26 protein-coding genes, 4 pseudogenes and 1 other annotated feature are annotated in these 25,906 nt (G+C 57.2%); of the genes and pseudogenes, 22 read left to right on the top strand and 8 right to left on the bottom strand.

The window, feature by feature from the left end; genetic code table 11:
• Positions 1 to 15 precede the first annotated feature (15 nt).
• Positions 16 to 300: an IS3 family transposase gene (locus tag RZS32_RS19055; RefSeq protein WP_422395977.1), complete on the top strand. Its 285-nt coding sequence runs from the start codon at positions 16 to 18 to the stop codon at positions 298 to 300.
• A gap of 8 nt (positions 301 to 308) precedes the next feature.
• Here the strand turns inward: RZS32_RS19055 and RZS32_RS18625 are convergent, their stop codons facing one another.
• Positions 309 to 1,184, bottom strand: a complete 876-nt coding sequence (locus RZS32_RS18625; protein WP_317054415.1) for a LysR family transcriptional regulator — start codon at positions 1,182 to 1,184, stop codon at positions 309 to 311.
• Positions 1,185 to 1,297: 113 nt separating this feature from the next.
• On the opposite strand from RZS32_RS18625, the gene RZS32_RS18620 reads away from it, so the two are divergent.
• The 4 genes from RZS32_RS18620 to RZS32_RS18605 all read left to right on the top strand — a co-directional run bounded on the left by RZS32_RS18620 (position 1,298) and on the right by RZS32_RS18605 (position 6,744).
• The gene (locus RZS32_RS18620) at positions 1,298 to 2,284 is read left to right on the top strand and encodes a TAXI family TRAP transporter solute-binding subunit (RefSeq protein ID WP_317054416.1); all 987 of its coding nucleotides are present in this window, start codon (positions 1,298 to 1,300) and stop codon (positions 2,282 to 2,284) included.
• Between the two features lie 81 nt (positions 2,285 to 2,365).
• Entirely contained in the window at positions 2,366 to 4,735 is a 2,370-nt protein-coding gene (locus tag RZS32_RS18615; protein WP_339106930.1) for a TRAP transporter permease, read from the top strand.
• A gap of 1 nt (position 4,736) precedes the next feature.
• The gene (locus tag RZS32_RS18610; protein WP_317054313.1) at positions 4,737 to 6,008 is read left to right on the top strand and encodes a M20/M25/M40 family metallo-hydrolase; all 1,272 of its coding nucleotides are present in this window, start codon (positions 4,737 to 4,739) and stop codon (positions 6,006 to 6,008) included.
• Complete coding sequence (locus tag RZS32_RS18605; RefSeq protein WP_317054314.1) at positions 6,001 to 6,744, top strand: sulfite exporter TauE/SafE family protein; 744 nt, start codon at positions 6,001 to 6,003, stop codon at positions 6,742 to 6,744. The genes RZS32_RS18610 and RZS32_RS18605 overlap by 8 nt, the downstream gene beginning before the upstream one ends.
• Positions 6,745 to 6,887: 143 nt before the next feature.
• On the opposite strand, the gene ctlX is transcribed toward RZS32_RS18605, so the two are convergent.
• A complete protein-coding gene (ctlX, locus tag RZS32_RS18600; RefSeq protein WP_317054315.1) occupies positions 6,888 to 7,811 on the bottom strand; it encodes a citrulline utilization hydrolase CtlX in 924 nt (307 codons plus the stop codon).
• A 125-nt stretch (positions 7,812 to 7,936) separates the two neighbouring features.
• On the opposite strand from ctlX, the gene RZS32_RS18595 reads away from it, so the two are divergent.
• Positions 7,937 to 8,383: an Lrp/AsnC family transcriptional regulator gene (locus RZS32_RS18595; RefSeq protein ID WP_317054316.1), complete on the top strand. Its 447-nt coding sequence runs from the start codon at positions 7,937 to 7,939 to the stop codon at positions 8,381 to 8,383.
• Positions 8,384 to 8,609: 226 nt separating this feature from the next.
• Here RZS32_RS18595 and RZS32_RS18590 read toward each other — a convergent pair whose 3' ends face one another.
• Positions 8,610 to 8,828, bottom strand: a complete 219-nt coding sequence (locus RZS32_RS18590; protein WP_317054317.1) for a hypothetical protein — start codon at positions 8,826 to 8,828, stop codon at positions 8,610 to 8,612.
• A gap of 107 nt (positions 8,829 to 8,935) precedes the next feature.
• Here RZS32_RS18590 and RZS32_RS18585 point away from each other — a divergent pair, with 107 nt between their 5' ends.
• From RZS32_RS18585 to RZS32_RS18510, 16 genes and pseudogenes are all read left to right on the top strand, one after another.
• Positions 8,936 to 9,430, top strand: a complete 495-nt coding sequence (locus RZS32_RS18585) for a hypothetical protein (RefSeq protein ID WP_317054318.1) — start codon at positions 8,936 to 8,938, stop codon at positions 9,428 to 9,430.
• Between the two features lie 43 nt (positions 9,431 to 9,473).
• A pseudogene (locus tag RZS32_RS18580) lies at positions 9,474 to 10,087 on the top strand (lytic transglycosylase domain-containing protein).
• Positions 10,084 to 10,368, top strand: a complete 285-nt coding sequence (locus RZS32_RS18575; protein WP_317054320.1) for a TrbC/VirB2 family protein — start codon at positions 10,084 to 10,086, stop codon at positions 10,366 to 10,368. The pseudogene RZS32_RS18580 and the gene RZS32_RS18575 overlap by 4 nt, the downstream one beginning before the upstream one ends.
• Before the next feature lie 74 nt (positions 10,369 to 10,442).
• Positions 10,443 to 10,655, top strand: a complete 213-nt coding sequence (locus tag RZS32_RS18570) for a type IV secretion system protein VirB3 (protein WP_422395975.1) — start codon at positions 10,443 to 10,445, stop codon at positions 10,653 to 10,655.
• Positions 10,645 to 13,030: pseudogene (locus RZS32_RS18565) on the top strand (type IV secretion system protein B4). Before RZS32_RS18570 ends, RZS32_RS18565 begins: the two are co-directional and overlap by 11 nt.
• Positions 13,027 to 13,194: a hypothetical protein gene (locus tag RZS32_RS18560; protein ID WP_317054322.1), complete on the top strand. Its 168-nt coding sequence runs from the start codon at positions 13,027 to 13,029 to the stop codon at positions 13,192 to 13,194. Before RZS32_RS18565 ends, RZS32_RS18560 begins: the two are co-directional and overlap by 4 nt.
• A 31-nt stretch (positions 13,195 to 13,225) precedes the next feature.
• Positions 13,226 to 14,341 carry a lytic transglycosylase domain-containing protein gene (locus RZS32_RS18555; protein ID WP_422395976.1) on the top strand — a complete coding sequence of 372 codons (1,116 nt, stop codon included), beginning with the start codon at positions 13,226 to 13,228 and terminating at the stop codon, positions 14,339 to 14,341.
• On the top strand, positions 14,341 to 15,174 hold the full coding sequence (locus RZS32_RS18550; RefSeq protein ID WP_422395974.1) for a type IV secretion system protein: 834 nt from the start codon (positions 14,341 to 14,343) through the stop codon (positions 15,172 to 15,174). Before RZS32_RS18555 ends, RZS32_RS18550 begins: the two co-directional genes overlap by 1 nt.
• An 18-nt stretch (positions 15,175 to 15,192) precedes the next feature.
• Complete coding sequence (locus RZS32_RS18545; RefSeq protein ID WP_317054323.1) at positions 15,193 to 15,846, top strand: virB8 family protein; 654 nt, start codon at positions 15,193 to 15,195, stop codon at positions 15,844 to 15,846.
• Between the two features lies 1 nt (position 15,847).
• Positions 15,848 to 16,540 (top strand): TrbG/VirB9 family P-type conjugative transfer protein, encoded by a 693-nt coding sequence (locus RZS32_RS18540; protein WP_317054324.1) that lies wholly within the window; start codon positions 15,848 to 15,850, stop codon positions 16,538 to 16,540.
• Complete coding sequence (locus RZS32_RS18535) at positions 16,540 to 17,727, top strand: TrbI/VirB10 family protein (protein ID WP_317054325.1); 1,188 nt, start codon at positions 16,540 to 16,542, stop codon at positions 17,725 to 17,727. Before RZS32_RS18540 ends, RZS32_RS18535 begins: the two co-directional genes overlap by 1 nt.
• A gap of 1 nt (position 17,728) precedes the next feature.
• Positions 17,729 to 18,716, top strand: a pseudogene (locus RZS32_RS18530) (ATPase, T2SS/T4P/T4SS family).
• Positions 18,713 to 18,925 (top strand): hypothetical protein, encoded by a 213-nt coding sequence (locus RZS32_RS18525; protein ID WP_317054326.1) that lies wholly within the window; start codon positions 18,713 to 18,715, stop codon positions 18,923 to 18,925. Before RZS32_RS18530 ends, RZS32_RS18525 begins: the two are co-directional and overlap by 4 nt.
• Positions 18,922 to 19,323 (top strand): hypothetical protein, encoded by a 402-nt coding sequence (locus RZS32_RS18520; RefSeq protein WP_317054327.1) that lies wholly within the window; start codon positions 18,922 to 18,924, stop codon positions 19,321 to 19,323. The genes RZS32_RS18525 and RZS32_RS18520 overlap by 4 nt, the downstream gene beginning before the upstream one ends.
• 14 nt (positions 19,324 to 19,337) lie before the next feature.
• A pseudogene (locus tag RZS32_RS18515) lies at positions 19,338 to 19,670 on the top strand (type IV secretion system protein); the annotation flags it as partial.
• 49 nt (positions 19,671 to 19,719) lie between these two features.
• Positions 19,720 to 20,948 (top strand): IS3 family transposase gene (locus RZS32_RS18510; RefSeq protein WP_422395913.1). Its coding sequence is split into 2 segments (ribosomal slippage): positions 19,720 to 20,014 and positions 20,014 to 20,948, totalling 1,230 coding nucleotides; the frame shifts between segments, so codons are not numbered across the junction.
• Positions 20,007 to 20,123: a sequence feature (AL1L pseudoknot), on the top strand. (Overlaps the previous gene by 117 nt.)
• 243 nt (positions 20,949 to 21,191) lie before the next feature.
• On the opposite strand, the gene RZS32_RS18505 is transcribed toward RZS32_RS18510, so the two are convergent.
• From RZS32_RS18505 to RZS32_RS18485, 5 genes are read right to left on the bottom strand one after another with little or no spacing between them, the layout of a single operon-like run.
• Positions 21,192 to 22,208 carry a branched-chain amino acid ABC transporter permease gene (locus RZS32_RS18505; protein WP_339106929.1) on the bottom strand — a complete coding sequence of 339 codons (1,017 nt, stop codon included), beginning with the start codon at positions 22,206 to 22,208 and terminating at the stop codon, positions 21,192 to 21,194.
• Positions 22,205 to 23,083 carry a branched-chain amino acid ABC transporter permease gene (locus tag RZS32_RS18500; protein ID WP_317054330.1) on the bottom strand — a complete coding sequence of 293 codons (879 nt, stop codon included), beginning with the start codon at positions 23,081 to 23,083 and terminating at the stop codon, positions 22,205 to 22,207. The genes RZS32_RS18505 and RZS32_RS18500 overlap by 4 nt, the downstream gene beginning before the upstream one ends.
• 1 nt (position 23,084) lies before the next feature.
• Positions 23,085 to 23,801: an ABC transporter ATP-binding protein gene (locus tag RZS32_RS18495; protein WP_317054331.1), complete on the bottom strand. Its 717-nt coding sequence runs from the start codon at positions 23,799 to 23,801 to the stop codon at positions 23,085 to 23,087.
• Positions 23,798 to 24,565, bottom strand: a complete 768-nt coding sequence (locus RZS32_RS18490) for an ABC transporter ATP-binding protein (protein WP_317054332.1) — start codon at positions 24,563 to 24,565, stop codon at positions 23,798 to 23,800. Before RZS32_RS18490 ends, RZS32_RS18495 begins: the two co-directional genes overlap by 4 nt.
• A gap of 5 nt (positions 24,566 to 24,570) precedes the next feature.
• Positions 24,571 to 25,896, bottom strand: coding sequence for an ABC transporter substrate-binding protein (locus RZS32_RS18485; RefSeq protein WP_317054333.1), 1,326 nt, complete (start codon positions 25,894 to 25,896; stop codon positions 24,571 to 24,573).
• Positions 25,897 to 25,906: the final 10 nt, after the last annotated feature.

Below are 25,906 nucleotides of genomic sequence, written 5' to 3'. Positions count from 1 at the left end.
AACCTCTACTATGGCCTGCCCTGGAATCTTTGCTGCGATCCGCGCGAAGGGCTGCTTCTCTCCAATTGCTTCCAATGTCTTCCAACGGCTGAAACGGGAGAAGATCAGGCGGACCGATACAGGACAAGGGATCAGGTAAGGCGTGATGTGTTTGAATATATCGAGCTATTTTCCAACCCAATACGCGAGCATATGAACAGTGTAATGCTGTCGCCCGTTGACTTCGAAAACAGGCAGCGCAAACTGAAGAAGGCAGGTGTCCAGGAAACGAGGAGCACCTCACTGATCTACCCGAGTTGACCGCCTCTTTACCGCCGGAGCTCGACCCGAAGATGCTCCAGGAAGCTCTCAGCAACCTTGGAGAGCGGCTTATCCTGAGGGGTCAAAACACCGATTTGATACTGCACAGCTGGTTTGAATGGCCTCGTCACAAGGCCTTCTGTAAACCCCTGGCTGTTGATTGGGTCAATCAACGCGACGGCATTGCTCGCACGTACATATTCAATCAGGGACGCAAAATACTGAGCCTCAAGCGTCACATTCCACACTGCTTGCACAGCGGAGAAGGCCTGCCTTAGCTGGTAAGTCGTCATGTGGTCGCGGAACAGAGCGGCAAACGGAACACCATCCAGAAGTTCAGGTGTCAAGACGTCATGCCTCGCAAGAGGGTGGTCTTTTGCAAGGACGCAGCAACATTCATAGGAAACCGTCTCTGCATCGACGCCGACGAATTGCGACGGCCGTTCAGCGATCGCGATGTCGAACATCTGGGAAGGAAGCTGCTCAATCACGATATGCGAACTGCGCGACAAGAGCCGGATTTTGACATCCTCCCGGGTCTCAAGGAAGCGGCCGATAATTTCGGGCAGCACCCGGATTGAGACGCCGGGAAAGGCCGATATGGTTAGATGCCCGCGCTCTCCATGGCGCAACCTCAGCGCAGCCTCATTGGTGCGAACGACGGCCTCAAGCATCCGTTGTGCATCTTCATTGAAGATCAATGCCTCAGGCGTGGGCTGAAGGCGGCCCGACTTTCGCAAGAACAACTTGAATCCCAGCCGGTGCTCTAGAGTGGCGATCGTATTGCTGACAGCGGGTTGCGAAATTCCAAGCATTTGCGACGCCCGGGTCATCGTCCCCGCCGTCATGATTGCCTGAAAACACTCGATTTCTCGGATCTGCATAGAGGCATATTATAATTAAAAATTATAGTTTGATGAAGTAAAATTATTGGATATGATAGACGGCTGTCCCCTACCGTGGTCTTGATCAAGCTGAAAATTCATAGGGGGCGTTCATGAAGAAATATCTCACAGCTGCAGCCATATCTGCCTTGATGTCAGTCGGTACAACGGCGTCGGTGCAAGCAGAAACCAAGTTCATCACCATCGGGACAGGCGGCCCAACGGGGGTCTATTTCGTGGCCGGCAACGCGATTTGCCGGATGATCCACAAGGAAGCCGCTGAAGGCCGAAAAGAGGGCCGGCAGCACGGGTATCGGTGTGCGGCACCTTCAAGCAACGGATCGACCTATAATCTGGCCCAGATTTCGCAAGGCGAGTTTGAGCTGGGCGTGTCACAATCCGATTGGCAGCACTATGCGGTCAACGGCGAGTCCGACAAGGTGGTCAACGACGAAGGGTTCCGGGCCGTGTTTTCCGTCCACCCCGAGCCGTTTCAACTGATCGTTTCGGCAGATTCCGGCATCAACTCCTGGATGGATCTTGAAGGCAAGCGGCTGAACATTGGCAATCCAGGGTCAGGCCAACGTGGCACCACGGAACTGCTGATGGAACGGTACGGAACCGACAGGGACTTCTTTGGCCTTGTGACCGAAATGACATCGTCAGAGCATTCCAACGCGCTTTGCGACGGCAATATTGACGCGTTCACCTATGTGGTCGGTGTGCCCAACTCTGGCGTTGCGGTCGCAACCGAAGGGTGTGGGGCGCAGATCGTCAGCCTTGATACCGAGGTGGAACAAGCGTTGATCGACGAGCGGCCCTTCTATGCGAAGACTGAAATTCCTGCAGGAGTTTATTCTTCGCAGCAAAACGATGTGACCACCTTCGGCGGCTACGCCACTATTGTCAGCCACGAAAGCGTTGATGCAGAGCTGGTCTATGAGGTGGTGCGCGCCGTGTTTGAAAACCTTGACGATTTCCGGGGTCTGCACCCGGCGTTCGCCAATCTCACGCCGGAAAGCATGATCCACAACGGGAACTCGGCACCGCTGCACGAGGGTGCTGCAAAATACTACCGCGAAAAGGGCTGGATCGAGTAGCTTCTTCTCCCTGTAGCTCAATGCCAGACCGGTCTCTGCCCCATAGGGCAGAGACACCTCCTTTAGCTTCCGGACACACTTATGACCGATAAATCACTGCAACAGGCAGCGGTTGATGATGCGCTGAAAGTCGAGCGACAGGACTATTTTGGCCCTTGGCCGAAAACGTTCATCGCTGTTGCCGCCCTTTGGTCATTGTACCAACTCTGGATCGCGTCGCCATTGCCCTACTCGCTGGGTTGGGGCATTTTTGTCGATCTGCCAGCCCGCGGGATCCATCTCGCATTCGGTTTATTTCTGTGTTTTCTGCTTTTCCCGACCAAATTCGAAGAAGCCCAGCCCGGCAGGTCCTGGATGAGCCTTGTGTTGGCAGGCATTGCTGCCGCAAGCGCGCTTTATGTGTATTTTGGCTATGACGGAATCGTTCTGCGCGCTGGCATCCTGCTCAATGTCGACTTTCTTGGCCTCAGCATCCCGATTGAGGTTCTGATATCTGCCATTGGGATGGCCTTGCTGTTGGAGGCCACGCGTCGTGGTGTGGGGCTTCCGCTGGTGATCGTCTGCGGGGTCTTCATGGTCTACGCGCTGTTTGGCCCGTACATGCCTGACATCATTTCTCATCGCGGCGTCTCGGTCTCTCGCCTTGTTGGATATAACTGGCTGACGAGTGAAGCGATCTTCGGCATCCCGATTGCCGTCTCCCTCAGCTATGTGTTTCTGTTCGTATTGTTCGGCGCTTTCATGGATACGGCTGGCGCGGGCAAGTTCTTCCTCGATCTGTCCTTTGCGGCCGTTGGCAAGTATCGTGGCGGGCCCGCCAAGGCCGCAATTCTTGCGTCTGGCATGACGGGCATGATCTCTGGCTCGTCGATTGCTAACACGGTCACCACAGGGGCCTTCACGATCCCGGTCATGAAGAAAACCGGCTTTCCGGCAGACAAGGCAGGCGCCATCGAGGTGTCGGCCTCGATCAATGGTCAGCTCATGCCGCCAATCATGGGAGCCTCCGCCTTTATCATCGCGGAATTTATCGGCATCTCGTATTACGATGTGATCGTTCATGCGATGATACCGGCCTTCATCGCTTATCTGTCGCTGTTTTACATCTCTCATCTGGAAAGCCTCAAACTGGGTTTGGTCGGGCTGCCAAAGGCGGATCTTCCCGCAATGGCCAAGACGATGAAAGAGGGGGCCTATTTCCTCATTCCTATTGGGATGCTGGTCTATCTGCTGCTGGTCAAGCGCTGGAGTCCGGGCAGCGCCGTATTTTGGTCGATCATGATGATGGCCGGCATCATCATCATTCAACAGATCATTTTGGCACGTCAGCACCGGTTGTCGCCGCTCAAAGGGATCCGGTCAGGCGCGATCATCGTGTTCTACTCGTTGGTGGCCGGTGCCAAATCCATGACCAGCGTCACGGCAGCCGTTGGGGCGGCAGGCATCATCGTGGGTATCGTGTCTTCGACCGGCCTTAACAACGCCATGCTCGGCATTGTTGAGGCGCTCAGCCAAGGCAATATCTACATTCTGCTCGGATTGGTGGCTGTGGTCAGCATCATTTTGGGCATGGGCCTGCCGACAACGGCAAACTATATCGTCGTCGCTTCGCTGATGGCAGGGGTCATGGTCGAACTTGGCAATGCCTCTGGGCTTGTTCTGCCGCTGATCGCTGTGCATCTCTACGTCTTCTATTTCGGGTTGATGGCAGATGCGACGCCGCCCGTCTGTCTTGCCGCATTTGCGGCATCGGCCATCTCTGGCGCGGATCCCATGAAAACGGGCGTGCAGTCTTTCAAATACGCGATCCGCACCGCAATCCTTCCTATCGTGTTCATTTTCAACCCAGAACTGTTGCTGGTGGGTGTCGAGAGCATCTGGCACGGGATCCTGGTCTTTGTGGTGTCACTGATTGCAATCTTCGCGTTTTCTTCGCTCACATTGCAGTGGATGTTTGTGCGCCTGAAACTCATTGAGGCATTGCTTCTGATCTTCGTTGTCGTCAGCCTGTTCCGCCCGGATTTCGTGCTCGACAGGTTCAGCCCTGCCTTCAGTGATGCGCCGCTCGAACAGGTGCTTGCAGGAGATACGCCGATCAGTGCAGATCAAAAGGTCCGGCTCTATGTCTCGCGCGAGACGGAATACGGTGACCGCTACAAGCTGTTCACCGCGACGGCTGGTGAGGCTTCGGACAACGTTTTGCAAGCGGTCGGCCTCAGCATCAGCCCTGAGGAAGACGGGCGGTTCAGTGTCACTGACATCGCTTTCAACGGTGCCGCAGAGAAGCTAGGTATCACATGGGGGGACTATGTCACCGCAGTGGGCTTGGAACAGTCCGGTCGGATGCCGAAAGAGATCATCTATATCTTCGGTCTGCTCGCCTACGCAGCTGTTATCGTGATGCAGCGTCGCCGATTGAAGAATAACGAACAACTGTCGGTAAGGGCCTGATATGACAACCACCCAAATTGAAACAACCATGCGGGACAAAATTGACGTGTGGTTGGGGCAAAACCGTGAAGGTGTTCTGGACCTGGCCTTGAAGCTGGTGCGCATCAAGAGCCCGCAACCCGAAGGCGACGTGCGTGGCGTCGCAGATGCCATCGAAGCAATCGCCGCGTCGATCCCCGGCGTTGAAACCGAAAGACATATTTCTGAGGAACCCATTCACAATCTCGTCTTGCGCCTGCGGGGGAACAGACCAGGCAAGCGTCTGATCTTCAACGGCCATATGGACACCTTTCCGGTAGGCGACCTGTCTGGATGGGCGCGCAACCCCGAAGGTGAGGTTGAAGGAAACAAGGCCTATGGTCTTGGCATCTCCGACATGAAGGGCGGCATTGCCGCAAGCCTCATGGCGCTGAAATGTCTGGCGGAAACGGGTGCCGACTTCCCCGGAGAGATCGTATGTACCTTCGCCGGTGATGAAGAATCGATGGGTCTGAAAGGCACCCAATTCCTGCTTGATACCGTCCCGCACGCAAAGGGGGACGCAATGATATGCGGGGACGTCGGATCGCCGGATGTGTTGCGGTTTGGCGAAAAGGGGATGGTCTGGGCAAAAGTGACCGCGACCGGCACGTCAACCCATGCCGCCCATGTACACAAGGGCGACAGCGCCATCGAAAAACTTACCTCGGTCATGGACGCCGTGAAGACTCTGCGCGACTTCCCGGTTGATGTCACCAGCAGCAATGTGATCCCCTTCATTGATCGATGGTCGGAGAAGTCGGAAGCCATCTCGGGTACGGGGGAAACCGAGGTCCTCAAAAACGTGACCGTGACATTCGGCACCTTCTCGGGCGGGCGGTTGTCCAACCTTGTGGCGGACAGGGCGGAATTCACATGCGATATTCGCCTTCCGGTTGGCGTAAGTGTCGCTGATGTCGAGGCTGAAATGACGCGCATTTGCGCTGATGTTGACGGGGTCACATTGGAAGTAACCCGCCGGTTCGAACCCAGCTGGACCGCGCCGGATCATCCCGTAATCGAAACATTGCGGAAGAACTGCACCAAGATCTTAAGTCGGGAACCAGCTGTGACCATGCGGGTAGGGGCCTCCGACGCGCGACTGTATCGCTACGCCGGCGTGCCAACCGTGGTTTGCGGCCTCACGCCACATAATCTGGGCGCGCCGGATGAATATATCATGATTGACGAACTCAAAACGCTCGTCGATATCTTTGCGTTTTCGGCATATGACTATCTGATGCAGAATGCTTGACGCGGCAATTATTGCCGTTGCGGCGTTCTTGGCGGGGGTGCTGAACGCGGTCGCCGGGGGCGGCAGCTTTCTGACGTTCCCGGCATTGGTCTTCGTGGGCGTGCCGCCGATTGCGGCCAATGCGACCAGCACAGTCGCGGTTTTCCCCGGCTATCTCAGCAGCGCGCTTGGCTTTCTGCCGGAAATCAAAGCGATTGATAGGCGTGAGCTGATCTACTTCCTCGGTCTCTCCATCGCAGGGGGCATCGCAGGTGCAGTGTTGTTGCTCGTGACACCCTCAGAGCTTTTCAGCTTTGTCGTGCCATGGCTGTTGCTCTTTGCCACCGTTCTTTTCGCGCTGGACCATAAGATCTGCGACTGGACACGCACAGAGGCCGGGCCCACAACATTCGGAAAAACAGCAGCCACCCTCGCTGTCACAACCTATGGGGGTTATTTCAACGGTGGCCTGGGCATTCTTCTTCTATCACTTTTTTCGGGGCTTGGGTTTCGGGACATCAATTTGATGAACGGGCTCAAAAACGCCCTGTCGTTCATTTTATCTGCGGCTTCCGTGGTAACCTTCCTGTTGGCCGGTATCGTTTTCCTGAAGCAAGCCGCAATCATGATGTTGGCGGCAACAGCTGGGGGCTACGCCGGTGCGCGGATTGCGCGAAAAATGCCGGTCAAACTCATACGTATGACTGTAATCGTCATCGGTCTTGGGATGACGCTCGCCTTCTGGCTTCGAAGTTGACGCTGGTACGCTGCGTTCGGCATCAGCCAAACCTGTCCGTTCTGATAACAAGGCGTGCAAAGGCCAGACGTCACCCAAAATCACGTCCATCATCGACGAGAATTTGCCCAATCCTGTAGCCGCCGCAGTTATCCAAATTGCAGCTACGCGCGTGGCGTCAGGTGAATTCCTGCTATCGTACAGCGCACTGACCCGCCTGATAGCTCAATGGTCGGGATGCTCAGAGAGACCAGTGTCGCGCTGTCAGAGATCAAGGCCTTTTGGTCGGCGTCCAGCGCGTTCAAAGCCGTCTCGGAAAGCGCGAGAATGCGCCCGGAAGCACCTTGCAGCTCAATTGCGTTCCCGGCGAATTTGCTGATCTGGTCTTCGGTCAATTCGATAACCGACCGCCCCGATTGGCTCAAACGTTGCAGCACCTCATCGCGACGCGCGGTTTGTTCGATCATACTGCTGCCGATCAGGACAAATTCAGTCGCGATGCACATCAAGACATTGGTGTGGTAAACGGCCCGACCTTGCGCATCAGCGGCGCGAAAAGCCATCGGCTCGTAGTTGAAATGGGTGCAGAATCGCTCCAGCGCAATTTGGCTCGTCCGCTCGGATTCGACCGCATAGGCAATTCGGTCCACATGATCGAGCACCATCGCGCCGGTTCCCTCGAGGTAGAGGCCATCATGTTCCAGACCAGAATAATCCATGACATCTTGCACTCGGAAATTGGTTTTCAGCATATCGAGCACATCCGCACGCCGTTCCAATCTGCGGTTCGGGGCCATCATCGGGTAGACGGCGATGTGACCACCGGTATGGGTGGAAAACCAGTTGTTCGGAAACACGCAGTCTGGTGTTCTGGGGTCTTCTCCGTCGAACAGAAGCACATCGACCCCGTGGGACCGCAATATGTCAGCCGCCTCGGTCAGTTCCCGATAGGCACGGGTGGCATCATCAGCTGAGGATGGCGTGGCGGATTGAAACGCGTTGTCGAATGTCTCCGAGTTGACCGCAAAATGATGCGGTCGGACCATCACAACGGATGAAGGGGCTTGCAGGCTCTTGGAAATGGTCATGGGGCGTCTCCTGTAAGGTCACAGGTATTTTTGACTTTCAGAATGTAGAGGAAATGCTCAAATGGCTGTCATTTTGCTGCATTTTCATACATTATGTGTAGGTAAGCTCTAACTATTGCGATGTCATGGATTCCGACAAGCTCGATAAACACAGATTTGACGACCTTGATCGCCGACTGGTTGCTCTGCTCATGCGGGATGGGCGCGCACCGGTCGCCAAACTGGCGGATATCCTGTCAGTGTCCCGCAGCACGGTGCAAAACCGGCTTGACCGCATGTTGCAATCCGGGGCCTTGCTCGGGTTCACTGCGCGGGTCCGCGAAGATTATGAGGATGGTCAGATCAACGCGATCATGATGATTAAGATATCCGGCAAAAGCACCACGCAAGTCATCACCAACCTGCGCCGCCTACCGGAATTGCGCCGCGTTCACACCACCAGCGGAAAGTGGGGCCTGGTTGCAGAAATCCGGGTGGCGACCTTGGCGGAATTTGACAGAACACTGAGGGAAGTACGTCAGATCGATAACATTTATGACAGCGAAACGAGCATGTTGCTGACAAGCGTCTAAGTGAATCACTTGCATACTACTTACTGGACAACTTCTGGTAAAATGCTGCGTATGCTCGCAAATAAGTCGGCATGGCACAGCGAGCATGGCGCACGCTCTTAACATAATAGTTCTTATGGGATAAGAACATAACATGAACAATGTGACCGTCTGAGTGTCAATCCACTAAACTCAAACTGCCCTTATTTCTTAAGAATACCTGCAAGCTCGAACTGCGCGACCAGCTTCACTCGCCAACAATCTGCAGAAACCGTCCGTAGTCTTCGCTCACCTCCCGCGCCTCTTCAAAGGCCCGCACTCGTTCCCCATCTAGACAGCGGAAGTATGCCTGGATGTCTTGAATATAGAGATCAATGTCAGACCGAATCAGGTCTCCGTATTCGCGAATGTCATTGGCATCGGTCGGCACGAAGGGCCGTTCCGGCGCATAGCAACTTTGTGCCATCGCAACCCCTGGAAGCCATATGAACAAAAATACAGCAATATAGCAGATACTGGTGATCTGTTTGCGCATAGGTAAAGACCTTCGATGCTTGAGGAAAGCCGCTCGCCATGCGTAATACTGGCGTCAAGCGAAAGCTTGCGCAAGACAAAACCGCATCTTGCAAACAAAACAGTATTATTGTAATCATGGCTCATCGGAACCAATTGCTCCGGTGCGCCCAAAGACAGGAAGAGCGCGCCGTGGCGATAGATTTACAAAAAGAAGCGCCGAATGTGGTTACAGAAGCGGGATTCAAGATGCTCGTTGAATCCGGATACAGTGTCGAAGTCGTGTGCAAGCAGGATGCCTACCGGAAGAACTCCGTGTGGCATGGCGTCTGGTTGCTCAGGGCTGTCAACGAAGATGGTGCTGAGAAAGAACTCGTCACCGCTCGAGCCCGTCCCGATGGCGATTTCATCCAGCTCAGGGTCTTCAAGACCGTCACCGGCCTCACCTCCTTCCTTATTGATCTCGGATTCTCGGTGGTGGCCTTCCCGGTCTACGAAGGACAGCGCTGGACATATACCTTGGCTGACACGCCCGACGACGACAGCGACGGCTAGCGCCGTTCTTCTGCTGCTCGCGGCACATGCCGCACCTGCACAAATGGTCTTCACGATGGAAAGCGACGGCTCGCTTTCCCCGTCAAACTCCCAAGACAGTTTCGCACGTAGCTACAATGACGGGATCGGCCAAGGCGATCCTGACGTGCCCCTCCATATCTTTGGAGATAGCGGCGAGGCTGCGCTTGGGTCGGGCGATGGCACGTTTCGTGTCGCAGCGATCGCCCCGCGCCCCGACATCCTCGCCGCGATCGACGAGACCGCGCTCCGCTATGCCGGGCATCAGGGTTTGCGTAGATCCGGCCTGTCGGTGACGGAATGGCGCCTCCTCTTTCGCGCCAATATCGAAATCGAAAGCGCCTACAATCCGAACGCCCGGTCGCGGATTGGGGCGATTGGCCTCGGCCAGTTAATGCCAGAAACGGCAGACCTCCTCGGCGTCGATCCATCTGACTGGCGCGCCAATCTCGATGGCTCCGCAAGGTATCTGGCCGCACAGCTCGAGACCTTCCGGGACGCGCGACTGGCGCTGGCGGCCTATAACGCCGGTCCCGACGCCGTCCGCGCGCATGATGGCATTCCCCCTATCGAGAAACGCAAAACCACGTTCAGCGGGTGCTGGCCGTGTTCAACAGGCTGGAAGGAGAGACCTCATGAGGCCGTACCCCCCATTGCTGACCGTTCTGACGGTATTCCTTGCCCTGGCCGAACCAGCCATGGCGCAATCCATCGACCTGTCGCCGATCCAGGATCTCCTGCAAGGCATTGTCGATGCGCTCACCGGGCCGCTTGGGGTCGTCATCGCCACGCTCGCCGTGATCGGTGTCTTCCTCAGCTGGTTCTTCAACATCATCGACCTGCGCCAGGCCCTTTGGGTTCTGGTCGGCATCGCAGGTGTTGCTGCCGCGCCCACAATCGTGGCCGCGGTCTTCAGCTGAGGAGGTTGGCGTGGCGGAACGGTCCCCCCTTTTTTGGCCTCGTGCGCCCGCCGAGATTCTTCGGCCTGCCGATCATGTATGCCGTGGTCTGGCTCTTCGGCTCCGTCCTGCTCTTCGTCTGGATTCAGAGCTTCGCCGTCCTTGGCATCGCAGCCGTTCTCTACCCGATCCTCTGGAAGGCCGCAGACTGGGATCCGCGCTTCATCGATGTGGTGATGACCACGCTTCAGGAAACCCCGCCCACCCGAAACCGCAAAACCCATGGGGGAGACAGCTATGCCCCGTGATGACGTCAGCGAACGCGGCGAGCGTGATGAGCGCACGCTGATGCCAAAATGGTTTCAGAACGAACGGCACCTCGCACATATGCTGCCATTCGTAAGTCTCGTCGATGATCGCACTGTGCGAACGCGAGTGAACGAGCTCTTCCAGTGCATCCGGATCACCGGAGTCAACAGCTACACCAAGGATGACGAATACCTCGACAAGGTGCGCGCGCTGTTCGCCCGGATCGTCGCACAGCTCGGTGAAGAATTCAGCTACTACGTCCACAAGGTCTCCAAGGGCATCCAGGTCGACCTTGAGCCCATCGAAGGTGATACCTTCGCGGCCATGGTGGATGCGCAGTGGCGCGGGAAGATGGAAACGAGCGGGCTACGCGACAAGACGCTCACGCTGACCGTCATCCACCGCCCGCCAACCAAAAGCTTCCTCAGCTTCATGCGAAGCCCGTCCCCCGAACGCTTGAGGGACGACACAGCGAAGCGACTTCGGCGTTTGAATGAAGCGGTCGGGATCTTCACCTCTGGTCTCACTGAACTGAAGCCGTCCGTGCTCTCCGCCGAGACCGGGGACCTGATCGGCTTCCTCGGTGCCCTGAACACCGGCCAGGAACGCCCGCTTTACCATACCTCGCAGTTCGGCTTCCTGGCCTCCTCGGCCGCGAACACCCGCGTGACCTTCTTTGGCGATAATTTTGAGCTGAGCGAGGGCGTCGCTGGCCGCCGCTACGGCAAGAGCTACTCGATCAAGGATTACTCTGAGCAGACACGCTGCACCATGTTCGACACGCTCAACCTGCCCGTCGATATGATCGTCACACACTCCTTCACGCCCGTGAACACCAACATGACGATCTCGCGGATCAAGCGGCTGATGAAGCAGATGCAGGCGGCTGATGATGCCGCGATGTCGCTCCGGGAAAACCTCTCCTTTCTCGCTGATGATCTCGAAGCCAAACGGGCCAGCATGGGCGATCACCATATGGTGGTCACTGTCTTTGCCGAAACGCTCGACGCCCTGGAAACCCTCGGCGCCGAGATCGTGAACGCCGGCCGCCGCCTCCGAAGGCGTCACAATGGTGAGCGACCGCCTCGGAGCCAATACGCACTACTTCAGCCAGCACCCGGGCAATCAGCCCAAACGGCTCCGCCCTAGCACTATCACAAACCGCAATTTTGCGGATTTCGCGGCCTTCCACCGGACGCAACTTGGCAAGCAGGCAAACGAAGTGCCCTGGGGCAAGGTGATCTCGCTCTTCCCCACGCCGGAAAAGAGCGCCTACCGCTTCTCTTTTCACGAGGCCGGGTCACCGGAGAAAGAACCCACCAGCGGCCATACTCTGATCATGGGCCGCCCGGGTTCGGGCAAGTCGGTCTTGGCCGCCTTCCTGATGACACAAGCCAAGCGCGCCGGGGCGCGGGTCTTCGTCTTCGACTACCGGCAGGGCATGGAAATGGCCGTGCGCGCCAATGGTGGGCGCTACACGACGATCGAGGGCGGTATGCCGACAGGTCTCAATCCGCTCTGGACCGAAACTGACAGCCGTGGGATTGCCTGGCTCGCCGACTGGTTCGGCTCGCTGCTCCACCGCGAAGACAAGCCACTGACGCCGGCGCAAACCAACCGGATCATGGAGTGTGTGCGCCAGAACGCCCAAGCCACCGACCCGGGTCTACGCGACTGGCAAAACTTCGCCTCGCTCTTCATGTCCATGGATGATGATGGGGATCTGAACCAGCGGGTGCTCGAATGGGCCGAGAAAGGCCGGTTTGGCTGGATCTTCGGTCATAGCCTCGAGGACACCTTCTCGCTCGACGGCGACATGGTCGGCTTCGACCTCACGGGCATCCTCGACAGCGAAAGCGACAAGGAACGCATGGCAGTCCTGAGCTATCTCTTCCGCCGGATCGAACGGAAGATCGAAGACCGCCAGCCCACGATCATCATCATCGATGAGGCCTGGAAGGCGCTCGACAACACGTATTTTGCGGAGCGGCTGTCGCAATGGCTCGTGACGGCCCGGAAACAGAACACCGTGGCCGTGATGATGACCCAATACGCGAGCCAGCTCGAACGCACGCGGACGGGCAAGACCATTGTCGAGGCCGTGCCAACCCAAGTGCTGCTGCCGAACATCCGGGCCAATGCGTCGGACTATCAGATGCTCAATCTCTACCAGAAAGAGCTCGATACGCTGCTGAACACCGGCACACATTCCCGGCTCGCGCTCATACGCGATGATCAGGGCTCGGTGGTCGTCGATGCTGACCTGACCGCCCTCGGGCCCAACCTCACAATCCTTGGCGGCATGGAAGCAGGCGAAAAACTCGTCGGCGCCGATTACCGCGACCGACCTGATTTTTGGAGGCTCCAGCCATGAAGACAATCTCTCTCGCCCTGCTGCTCTGTGCCGCTGCAGCCTGCTCCAACTACCGCGAACCACAGGCAAACTGCTTTGCCTTCGTTTCCCAAGGCCCTGCCCCACTTGACTGCGATTTCGAGGTGCTTCGTGGTCCTGATCTCGAGGACGTTGCCAATGAATAACCGTCTCGTCGCGACGCTCCTACTGATCGGCATGTCGTCTGCCGCGCTGGCCCAGGGTGTGCCGGTCAATGATAGCGGGCTAACCGCGCGCGATCTGATCGAGACGGCGGACCGCGAAGCTGATCTGGCGGTGCAGCGCGAGACGCTGACTGTCCAGGAACAGATCACCGCAATCGAACGCGAGCAGCTTGTGGTGCTCGATGCAATTCTTGACGCACAGACCAGCTTCGAAAACGCATCGATCACCGGCGTGGTCACGGACCTCGAAAACGGAAGTGGAGATGCCGACCGCTCAGCCGCAGCTGTCTACGGGACGTCCGAGATCGACCCCAATCCCGCCGGTGATCAGATGTTCGGCGACGCCGCCGAAAACATCGAAGAGTTGATCATCCGCGTCGCCCAGGAAACCCACGGGCGGCCCGGTGTCTCTGCCGCCGGTCTCTCGGTCGTCCAGTGGCGCGCGCTTCTCCAGGCGTTGATCTGGCAGGAGAGCCGCTTCGTGATCCGTGCTGAAAGCCCCGTGGGCGCCTACGGGCTCACACAAATCATGCCTGGGACCGCCAGCGATCTCGGGATCAACCCGGAATACCGCACGAGCCCCTATCTGCAGGTCGACGGCGGTGCGCGGTATCTCTCAAACCAGCTCGCGCGCTTCGATGGTAACATCATCTTCGGGCTTGCGGCGTACAATGCGGGGCCGGGTCGCGTGATCGAATATGGCGGCGTCCCGCCTTTCCGGGAAACCCAGCACTACGTCACCGTCATCCCTCAGCAGTACAATGCATACCTTGCCCGCATCGGGGGGATAGAGGCGCTCGGCACCATCGACCCGGCCCTGCTTGCCAACTCGAACCTCTCACTCACCGGTGCAGGCGCAGCGTTCTACGGCAGCAACTCCCCCACCGCGGTCCGACAGGCCGCCCTTCGCGTGCGCGATATCGTGACCCGGATCGGCAGCACTACTGACGTGCAGGAGTCCATGGCGCTCAACACCTACGCACGGGCCGAACTGGTCCGGCTCATCGCTGCCATGACGCGTCTCCAGGCCGCCCGCACGCAGCCTCTTAGCGCCGAGCAGATGCGGCTCGCTGCCGCCCGCATTCAGGAACAAGACTTCATGACCTTCATCATAGAGGAGCTGGACTGATGCCCGCCCAACCGCGTCTCAAGACCCTACGCATACTCACTTTGACAGCTTTGCTGCCGCTCGGTGGCATCGTCACGCCACTTACTCTGATACCCTCAATCGGGATGGCACAAGGCGTCCCGGTCGTCGACACCCAGAACATCGCCCAAAACATCCAGCAATTGCGCCAGATGATCGAGGACGAGCTCTTGCAGAACGAGCAGCTCCTGCAGCTGCGCGAACAACTCACCACACTTACCGATCAACTGGCCGAGCTTCAGCGCACCTATGAGGCTTTGACCCGCCTCGCGGAACTCCCCGAAGTCATCGCCACTGAAATGGAAGCTGAACTCAATGGCATCCTCGATCAGGAATTTGGGGACATCCAGGCGACGATCCAGGCCATTCGCACAGGCGACTTCTCGGGGCTCAGCGGCTCTGGTGCTTCAGAGATCGAAACCCAGATGGACCGTGTCCTGGCCGAGCTTGGTTTCGACGACGACACACTCCGGGAGATGGCCACCAGCGGCAACGCAGGCGCAGAGCGCATCGCGACCCAAGCGACCACCGGCGCGCTTGTCTCGGCTGCCGCGCAGAACAGCTACGACGATGCGGGCCAGTCGCTCGAACGGGTGGAGCGGCTCGTCGGTCTCATCGACGACATGGACGAGCTCAAGGAAAGTGTCGATCTCAACACCCGCGTCACCGCCGAACTCGCCATCGCGCTTGTTGCCATGTGGCAGCTCGAGGCCGTGCAGACCGTGGGCCACGGCACCGGCGGCGTCATCGATGCCGCCACCATCGCCGAGGAACAGAACTTCATGGAATTCACCATTCCGGATCTGGGCGACTGACCATCGAGGCACGAGACTTTGAACAGCGAACGCGAAATTATTGAGGAGGAACTGGTCTACGGGGCGCTGCGTCGCGAACGGCTTTGGCAGCGATTGGGCCTGCTCGGGATCATGTTCGGGCTGGTCGGTTGCCTCGGCGCAGTGATGGTCGCCATTCTCGACGTCGATCCGCCGCCGGTTGTTGTGCCCTACGATCCCGAGACCGGGTTTGCCCTGCCTGAGGCCTCTGTCGGGGCCACGCAAGTGACCGGCAATCAGGCCGTGATTGAAGCAGAGATTTTCCGCTATGTGACCGACCGCGAGGTCTATAACCAGCTCGACAATGATCTGCGGATCCGCAGCGTTCTGCAACGTTCCGATGGCCGGGCAGAAACCTCTGTCCGGGCACAATGGAACAGCGCGAACCAGCAATATCCACCTACGGTCTACGGCGAGGATTCCACGCTCGATGTAGAAGTTCTGAGCATCAACCTGATCGGTGACAACCGCGCGACGGTCCGCTTACGCAAACGGCTTACCTCGATACAAGGCGTCCAAGCGGGCCTCTTCACCGCAACGCTCCTTTTTGAGTTCCGACCCGAGACCGCACGCACGATCGATCAGGTCTGGACCAACCCCTTTGGCTTCACAGTGATCGAGTACGCGATCCGGTCCGACAGATTGGAGAACTGATATGGCACGCGTTGGACTTGGCATCTTGATCTTAATCTTCACCGCCTCTATCGCACTTGCCGAGGCTACTCCGCGGCGCGGCCCCAATGACGCACGGGTCCGGATTGCCACCTATCAGGAAGGCCAGGTCTTTCGCCTGAACGTCTCGCTCACCCATGTGACCACCATCGAGTTCGGCGAAGGCGAAACCATCCGCTCGATCCTTGCGGGCGACACCGAAGGCTTCGAGCTCGACGGCGTGCCCGGCGGTCAGGCCTTCGCGATCAAGCCACTCGCCCGCGGCGTCCATACCAACGTCACCGTCTATACCAACCGGCGCAGCTACTATTTCAACGTCCAGGAAGTCTCGACGCCGACCTTCTACGTGGTGCAGTTCCACTATCCGAATGAAGAGCGCCGCCCCCAGAATGCAGTCGCCGCTCAAGCTCCGAACTACAACTATGGAGCCAGCGACCGCACTGAAATCACGCCCGCGCGCGTATGGGACGATGGCACGTTCACGTATTTCCAGTTTGCGCGCAATGCGCCTGTCCCGGCGATCTTCCGCTACGCGAACGGGCGCGAGCGCACCGTCAATACGCAAGCCACCGAACCCGGCGTGATCCGGGTCTCGGGCGTGAATGCCCAATGGGTGCTGCGCCTCGGCGATACCGTCGTCTGCATTCAAGCCAATTTGCTGACGGGAGGCACGTGATGAGCGACAGGCCGAACCAACCTGACATGTCCAAACGCCTCGCCCGGCTTGAGGCGAGCGCCTCGGGCAGCCCGGGGACCACAACCCGCCGCTCGCCTCTGACGGCCCTTCTTGTCGTCGCGCTCGTCGGTCTCGGCAGCACCGTCCTCTACCTGTTGAACCAGCCCGAAGAGGAAGTAGCCCTGCCCACGGCCACACCAGACGAGTTCCAGCCGGAGGGGGATGGGTTCGGCACGATCGAGCCCTTCGTGCCGCCTGCCCCGCCGGAACCGGAAATCGTGGAAGTCCCTGCCCCGGCACCGGAACCGAGTGCCGAACTGCTCGCCCAGATCGCGGCGCTCCAAGCGCAGATCGAAGAGCTTCGGAACGCCCCGGATCCGGTGGTCGAAGAAAACACGGCAGCAGAGGAGGCCATCAACGCGCTGACCGCCCAACTGGCAGAACTGCAGACCGCCTCGGAGGCCGAGGAAGAGCGCGCCTTCCAGGAGCGCCGCATCCTCTCCCCCGTCATCGCCTTCGGCGGCACGACTGGCGGCACAGATGGTACCGAACTCGCAGAACGTACCTTCGGCGAAGTCACCGACTTCGTCCTGAACGGGGCCTTCCCGAGCCCCGTCACCCAATCGGAGGTCATCGCGAACCCGTCGAACACCGTGATTCAGGGGACGGTGATCCAGGCCGCGCTCGAGACCGCGATTACTAGCGAGTTGGCCGGCCAGGTCCGCGCAATTACCTCCGAGAATGTCTACAGCTACGACGGCGCGCGGCTTCTCATCCCCGCGGGATCCCGGCTGATCGGGCGGTATCGCTCAGGCGCCGATATCGCGCAACGCCGTCTGACCATCGCCTGGGACAGGGTCATCCTGCCGAGCGACCAGACGATCCAGATCAGCGCTTTCGGGGCCGACGAGCTCGGTCGCTCGGGCACCACAGGCTTTGTTGACACGCGATTTGCCGAACGCTTCGGCTCGGCCGCGCTCATCTCGCTGATCTCCGCGGCACCCACCTTGGTGGCGAACGAGACGGAGGACGAACTCGCAGAAGAAGTCCTCGAAGACATCGGCGACGATCTGGCGGATGCCACCGACAGCGTGATCGGCGAATACCTCTCGATCGGCCCTGTCATCTATGTCGACCAAGGCGCGCGGATCATCGTCATGGTGGATCGCGATCTGGAGATTTTCTGACATGTCGCTCAGCTATCTCCAAGCCTCCATCGACAAACTGGAAGACGCCAAACGCGAGGATGTCATCGAGATCTGCATCAATCCGGACGGGTCCTGCTGGGGCGAGTTCCAGGGCGATCACTTCATGCATCGTCTCGGTCAGACCTTTACCGTGGATCAGATCAAGGACCTAGGCAACCAGATCGCCTCTGACGCCGCCACGCCCCTCTCCAAGGACCGGCCCATAGTATCCGTCTCGATCGCCTATCGCGACCGACCGATCCGTGCCCAGGTCATCACCCCCTGCCGTCAGCCGTGGCATGTCGATCAGCCTGCGATTCTTCTCGAGCCTGCCGCTTGAGTCCATCGAACTGGGGTTCCTCTACGGCAAAGAGCGGAAGTTGGAGGAGTTGCGTCAGGAGAAGAACCGCCAACTCCGCGAGGTGGTCGTCAGCGGTGATATCGATGCGGCGATTTCACATTGCGTCGAGAACAAGCTCAATATGATCGTCTCGGGCGGCACCTCCACTGGTAAGACCGTCGCTGCTCGAATAATCCTTTCTTACGTAAGCGACGAAGAACGGATCGTGACGATCGAAGAAGCCGCCGAGCTTCTGCCGAAACAGCCGAATGCCGTGACGTTGATCTCAAACCGAGATGCCATGAACCAGACGGCTGACGTGTTGCTCACCGCCAGCCTCCGTATGCGGCCTGACCGTATCATCCTGGGCGAAGTCCGCGGGAAAGAGGCCATGACCTTTCTGGAAGCCATCAACACGGGTCATGGCGGCTCGATGGCCACTCTCCACGCCGAAACCCCCCAATTGGCAGTCCAACGCCTGGCCATCGCAGCCCTCAAGACCGAGGTCCCGATCCCTTATCGCGACATGATAGACTACATCGAAAGCTCCATCGATGTGATCATTCAAGTCGGACGTGAAGACGGAAAACGGGGGATCACGGAGTTCTATTTGCCCGGCATTGAATTGGAAAAGGAGGCCTATACATGAAAAGTTACATGCCAAAGATTCTGACGTTCACCGGTGGCAAAAAATTCAGCCACCAGCAGATGGAAGACGAGATCGCTAATTACACGCTGGACGGCTGGAAAATTGTTTCAATGACGCAATTTCAGAGCCATCAGCCGATTTATACGGTTCTCTTGCAGTATGAATTTTCCGAAGAGGAAATGCAGCCAAAAGTGGAGAAGCGGGCATGAAGATCTGCAACCTACTCCTGTTGGCGGCGATTAGTTTTTCCTCGGCGACTGCCTTTGCTCAGGGCTTGGTACCCGCAATGGACAGCGAGTATGAGTTCTGTCAGAAGCGCCCGCCCGAACCTGAATGGGTGCAAAATCTGCACGTGCGAGAGAGCTACAAACGGCTTCTAATCCAGTCGATCTACCGTCTTGAAGGATACCAGCGTGTCGCTGCCTCTGGTGATTGCAGGTGCGAAACCTTGTTTCCGCCATGGTCCAGTGCTGTCCAGCACTACAACGACAACTTCCTTCATCTCGAACAGTTCGAGGCGATGCAAACCCGCCGTGATTTTCAAGATCAAGGCTCTGCCTTGCGTCGTTCCGTCCAGGAACTCTGTGAAGCAGAAGGCAACTGGTGATTTAGGAGAAGGTCATGAGCGTCGTTTCATACCTTGTTGATACCGCCCAAGGCTTCTTGGAAGACTCAGCCGAGACACAGTTTGGAGCGGTGGCCGCAACAGTTGGAACGATAACGACTGTGGCCGTCAGTCTCGTCGTCATCCTCGTTTGCATCAACATGGTGTTCCAATATCGGGCCATGGATGGACGGACGGCTTTTTGGCTTGGTGTCAAAATAATTCTGATAGGGATATTTGCGCAGAACTGGACCCAGTTTAATGCGCTCTCTTCAACTATTTTGGACGGCATCGACAGCATAGCCGGATCACTCATCGCTGCTGTTGGCGGAGGCACACCCGGCCCGTCTGTGAACCGCCCCTTGTTTGCCGGAGACCCAGAAGTAAGGATACTGGGTTATGGGAAAGACGAAGAACGGAACACGTTATCCAGAGGAACTGCGCGCCCGAGCGGTGCGGATGGTTTTGGATCACGAGGCAGAATATGCGAGCAGATCGGCAGCAATCTTGTCGATTTCTCAGAAGGTTGGATGCAGCAGGGACAGCCTGCGCATCTGGGTCAAACAACATGAGACAGACACGGGTAAGCGTGATGGTCTGACGACGGTTGAGAGGGAACGCATCAAGGAACTTGAACGCGAGAACCGGCAACTGCGTCAGGCCAATGAGATCCTCAAAAAGGCATCTGCTTATTTTGCACAGGCGGAGCTCGACCGCCCATTCCGCAAATGATTGCCTTCATCAAGGAGCACCGAAGCGTGCATGGGGTCGAGCCGATGTGCCGTGTTCTGCAGATTGCCCCGTCGACTTTCTACGAGCATCTGGCCGTTGAACGCGAACCTGACCGTGCATCGGATCGCGCCAAGCGGGATGCGTATCTGCGCAAAGAGATGAAAGACGTTTGGGAGAAGAACAGATCAGTCTACGGCGCACGTAAACTGTGGCATGCAATGAAGCGCGAGAGGATCGATATCGCCCGCTGCACGGTTGAACGCTTGATGCGCCAGCTTGGTATTCAAGGCGTTCGGCGGGGCAAGAAGGTCAAAACCACCTATGGTCAGCCTGCCGATCAATGCCCACTGGACAAGGTTAATCGCCAGTTCCGGGCTGCGATGCCAAACGAGCTTTGGGTGTCCGACTTCACGTTTGTGTCCACCTGGCGGGGCTTCGTCTACGTGGGCTTTGTCATTGATACCTTCGCCAACCGGATCGTCGGCTGGAAAGCATCGACAACACAGGACACGCAGTTTGTCTTGGATGCGCTCGAACAGGCGATCCATGCGCGCAGACCTGCTGAGAAACTGATCCATCATTCAGATCGCGGATCGCAATATGTATCGATCAAGTACACAGAGCGTTTGGTCGATGCAGGATTGGAACCATCCGTCGGCAGCGTCGGCGACAGCTATGACAATGCACTGGCTGAGACAATCATCGGCCTGTTCAAAACGGAAGTCATCAACAGGCTGGGGCCATGGAAGTCCAAAGATCAGGTCGAATGGGAAACCCTGCAATGGGTCGATTGGTTCAATAGGGAACGCTTGCTCGAACCTCTCGGCTACATCACACCAATCGAAGCGGAGGAGAAATACGAACAAGCCTTGAAATCAAACAAAATCGCAGCTTGAAATACGAACTCAACAGTCTCCGGCAAAACCGGGGCGGTTCACACAGCCACTATCCATCGTTCGGTCATGTCAAGCAGGACATTGGCCGCCACCGCGTCCCAGATTCAGGCCTGCCAAGTTTCAGCGGTTCGGGTCTTTTTGGAACCAGATTCAGTGCACCCGCTGGTCCACGTACCTCACAGTCAAAGCGGAGCCTGAAATGGAATTCCACTTACATGCCGCTCGATCACAGAGGCATAGCTGTCACTCTTGGGGATCAGCCGGAAGATAGGATCGTCGAGCTTGCAAAATCCTTTTTCGCACCAGCGTTGCACCGTGGGCCAAACCCTTGGGCAAAAAGATGACAAACAGGATCAGAGCCAGCCCCAGAACAAGGTTGCGCGCGTCTCCCATTTCCTTAGAGACTTCTACGACAACCATCATCAACCCGGTGCCCACAAGCGGCCCCCAAGTCGAACCAAGCCCACCAACAACAACCATGGCAAGCACAAACATCAGGCTTGAGAACTCAAACAGGCTTGGTCCGGCAAAGCGGAAGTGGGCGGCGTAGACCCCACCAGCTAAGCCAGTCAACAGAGCGGTGATGGCAAAGGCTGCGACCTGATACTTCTTGCGATCAATACCGCGACTGCTGGCGTAGCCCACGTTGTCACGGATGGCGCGGAAGGCCAGACCAAGACGGCCGTGAATGATCACAACAACCGTAAGGACAGTTATGGCGAAGGCGATGAGAACAACGTAATAGTTGCCTAGTATCCAGTGGCGTTTGAGTAGCGGGCGAAATCCAAAATCCTCAAAGCGGGAAAATCCAGTCGACCCACCGAACAGTTGCTGACAGTTGTTGGCCACCAACGAGAAACATTCGGTATCGGTAATGATAAGAACGTGGGTCATTTCCGCGATAGCATAGGTGAGCAGTGCCACATAAGCCCCAGTCAGCCGCAGGCAGGCCATGCCGATCGCCAATGCCAGTGCCGCTGAGGCTATCGCCGCAATCGGAATCATCACCCAAGTCGGCACAGAGGCAAAGGTGACACCCATCGCCACGCCATACGCACCACAGGCAAGAAACAGCATCTGCGCCAGAGAAAACACACCTGCATGCCCCATCAGAACGTTCCAATTCATCGCGACCATGCCCCAGATAAAGAACACAATAACCTCGCCAAGAAGGTATCGCTCGCTCAACACAAGCGGTAGAGCGGCGAAACCGCTTATGATCATCAGTCCGATGAGAAGATGTTTTTGCAAAATGCTCATAGCCGCACCACCCTTTCCTTGCCAAAAAGGCCCAACGGACGCCAGATCAGCACAATGATGACCAGCATGAGCATTGTCGGAAATCCGAACCGAACACCGAAATAGAAACCGATGGCGGCTTCGATAAGTGCAAGGACAATGGCACAAACACCTGCACCCCAGACATTTCCTAACCCCGCCACGACGCAAATCACGAAGGCCTTGAGAAGCGGATCGCCACCCATTTGCGGCGACAGCGTTGCCTGTGTCGAGATCATCAGCCCGGCCACTCCAGCAAGCGCGCCGGCCAGCGCCATGACCTGAAGATAGACCGTATTAGTACGCACCCCCATCAAGCGGGCGGCATCACGATTCATTGCGGTGGCCCGGATCGCTCGGCCAAACCGTGTTTTGAGCAGGAGCCAGGCCACGACACCAATGCATGTAGTCGCCACCGCGAAAATGATTATCGCTTGGTTAGTCATCACCACACCGCCGATCCAAACTTTGCCTGAAACAGTCACAGGCTGCGGATAGGGATAGCCGCCGTAGAACTTTAGAATGATATCTTCTAGCAGAATCGCCAGGCCGGCCGTCGCGACCAGAATATTCGTTTCAAATTCCACAGAGCTTAACATGAAACGTACGATGAGAAGATGAGTCAGCACCCCTATCACGGCGCCCGCAGTCATCGCCGTCAGGATACCAAGGATCAGCGGGACCCCGGTAAGCTGCGCAAGACTAAATACAGCATAGGCGCCTAGTGTCATAAACAAACCATGCGCCATATTGAACATTCCCAGGGTTCCGTAGATCAGCGACAACCCCACAGCGGCAAGCGCATACATTGCCCCCAGAGTAAGGCCAGTGATGAGGATCTGGATGACAATTTCCAAATCAGTGCCCTCCCAGGTAGGTTTTCAGAATATTGGAAGAGGCGCGCGCTTCCTGTGCGTTGCCGGACCAGACGATATGCCCTGCATCCATTAAGCTAAACCGGTCGGCAAAATTCAACAGACGGCTGGGATTTTCTTCGACCACCAGGAATGAGCGACCTTCTGCCCGTAAAGCCCCCAGAGCTTCGTAGATCTGTTCGATCAGGAGAGGGGCGAGACCAAGCGATGGCTCATCCAGCATCAACAGTTTGGCGTCAGCCATTAGACCACGCCCAATCCCCACCATGCGCCGTTCGCCGCCGGACAGCCCGTTGGCCATCTGGCCACGGCGGTCTTTGAGTTTTGGAAAAAGGGTGAAGACTTGGTCCAGCCGGCGATTGATCTCACCACCATCCCTAAGCAAATAGGATCCCATCAAAAGATTCTCTTCGACCGACATTTCAGCAAACAGCTGGTCGCCTTGTGGTACATGCACCAAACCTGCCCCGACGCGGTCATGAACAGATGCTTTTTCAAGACGTTGACCGTCAAACTCGAATTCTCCGCTTCGAAATGGCACAAAGCCAGACAATGTGCGCAAGAGCGTGGTCTTGCCGTGGCCGTTTGGCCCTATGAAAGCCAGTACTTCGCCGGCTGCCAGTTCGAGCGATACACCATGAAGCACTGGCCGATTCAGGTAACCCGATACGATATCTGTTGCCTTTAGAAGAGTGCTCAATCGGCACCTCCGATCCCGGCGGAACCCAAGTACACCTCAGTCACTGTCTTATCAGTGCTCAACCCTTGCGGGGATCCATCATAGATGATCTGTCCTTGATGCATGATCATGGCGCGGTCGGCAACGGCCATCAGAAAGTGCATCACGTGCTCGATGAAAACTAGTGTCAACCCCCGCGCCTTAAATCGCTGTACAAGCGCAATGAATTCCTCAATCTCGGGCGGCGTCAGCCCTCCTACTGGTTCATCCAAGAGAATGATGTCGGGCTCATTCACTAACGCAGTTGCCACCATTAGTTTCTTGCGGGCCAGAACAGAAACACCTGCCACCTTCTCTGAGGCAATACATTCGAGCCCGATGTCAGCCAGAATGCGCCGTGCCGCCTCATGGTCCGCCTTGTGGGCCAATACTATACCGCCCGCGCTGCGCCGTCCGAAGGCCTGCGCGGCCAGGACGTTTTCATACACACTCAGATCGTCAAAACCCGAGTTGAGCTGGAACGTGCGGGCAAGTCCCCGGTGGCAAAGTAAGTGTGGGGCAGTTCCGACAATATCAGACCCTTTGTATGTAATCGTACCGTCCGTCACCGGTGTAAGACCACTAATCAAGTCGAAGAAAGTTGTCTTGCCAGCCCCGTTAGGGCCGCCAATACCAACGCATTCCCCTACCTTAACGTTGAAATCAACACCATCCACAGCAGCCAGAGCACCGTAGCGTTTTACAACGCCACGACACTCCAGAACGGTATCTTGCCCGCTGTCCAACTGGGTCAGCTTTTCATCCAGGGTGGCGTCTGGAACGGCGACTTGTCATACGGTGCTGGCGCAATCAGCACACCTTCCTTCGCCGGGTCGTGAATCTGGCTGAACACATGCGGCATTCCGAGCGACGGATCGTTGGTCTCATTGGGATAGGACGCGGCCGATTGGGTTTCGGCATGGATCCGCAGCGTACCCATTGGACCACGATAGATCAGGGAATGCATCCGCTCGGCCACGGCCCGGTTTTGATCTTCATCGTAAGGAGCGCCCGGACCACCGGCCAAAGCTGCTGCAACAGCATATGCATGCAGCGCCTGATAGGTCTGACCGCCGCTGTTTGGCGACGAGTTGTCGCCAAACTTGGCTTTGTAGGCGCTCGAAAACGCGTTGCCGATGTCGTCTTGCAGAGCGCCGATCACAGTGGCGTAGATCGTCCCGACGGAATTTTCACCGGCAATGTCGCGGAAGGCGGCAAGCGATGCGCCATATTGCAGGTAAACAAGGCTGTCAGTCGGATCAGCCATGAACTGATTCATGAATTGTGCCTGGTCCTGCGGATAGAAATGCGTGATCGCAATGACCGCAGGAGGGTCTGCGCGCAATTTCGCCAGTGTTGGGCCCCAATCCGTCACCGGCACCTTCACTGTGTCAAACAGCGAGATCTCGTAGCCATACTCCGACGCGCCCTCATTGATGGCGTTGGCGATGTTGCCGGAATAAGTGCCTGGACCATTGATGATGGCCAGTTTGTTGTTCGGGCGCTTAAATTCACCCTTTTCCTCGATCTGACCAAGGTATTTGAGGAACCCATCACCATACATGGTTTCTGGTGGGTCTATTTGGAACGTGCCCCAGAACCGGTCGGGGTCGGATTTCACGAGCTCGTCGTGGACTGCCACTGTCATCGCGTGCAGATAGAGGATGCCGGCATCCGCTGCGATGTCATGAATCGCAGTCCCAGTTTCAAGGTTGTAGCCAGTGATGATTGCACTCACGTTGTTGCGATCGACCAAACGCTGTGCGGCTTGGATTACGACGTCGTCACCCTTGCTTTCAGTGTCTACGAAGACCAGCTCGACGGGACGCCCAAGAATACCACCCGCCTGATTGATTTCTTCCGCTGCCATTTCAAGACCGTTGCGAAATTCAATTCCGTCTGCCGCAACTATGCCGGTCAGAGGGGCCGGGCACCCGATGATGATCGGGTCACCTTCTTGCGCACTGGCCGTACTGTTGAGACCGGCGAGCATCGCAGCTGATCCGGTGACGGCACCCGCACCGCGCAGGAAATTGCGGCGCGACGTTTGGATTTTGGTCGGTGTTTCTTTTGTCATTGTATTGATC

It is taken from the genome of Roseovarius sp. W115 (assembly GCF_032842945.2).
Classification (GTDB): Bacteria; Pseudomonadota; Alphaproteobacteria; order Rhodobacterales; family Rhodobacteraceae; genus Roseovarius; species Roseovarius rhodophyticola.
The sequence above is the reverse complement of the archived record's forward strand: the minus strand, read 5'-3'. Positions and strand labels throughout refer to the sequence as shown.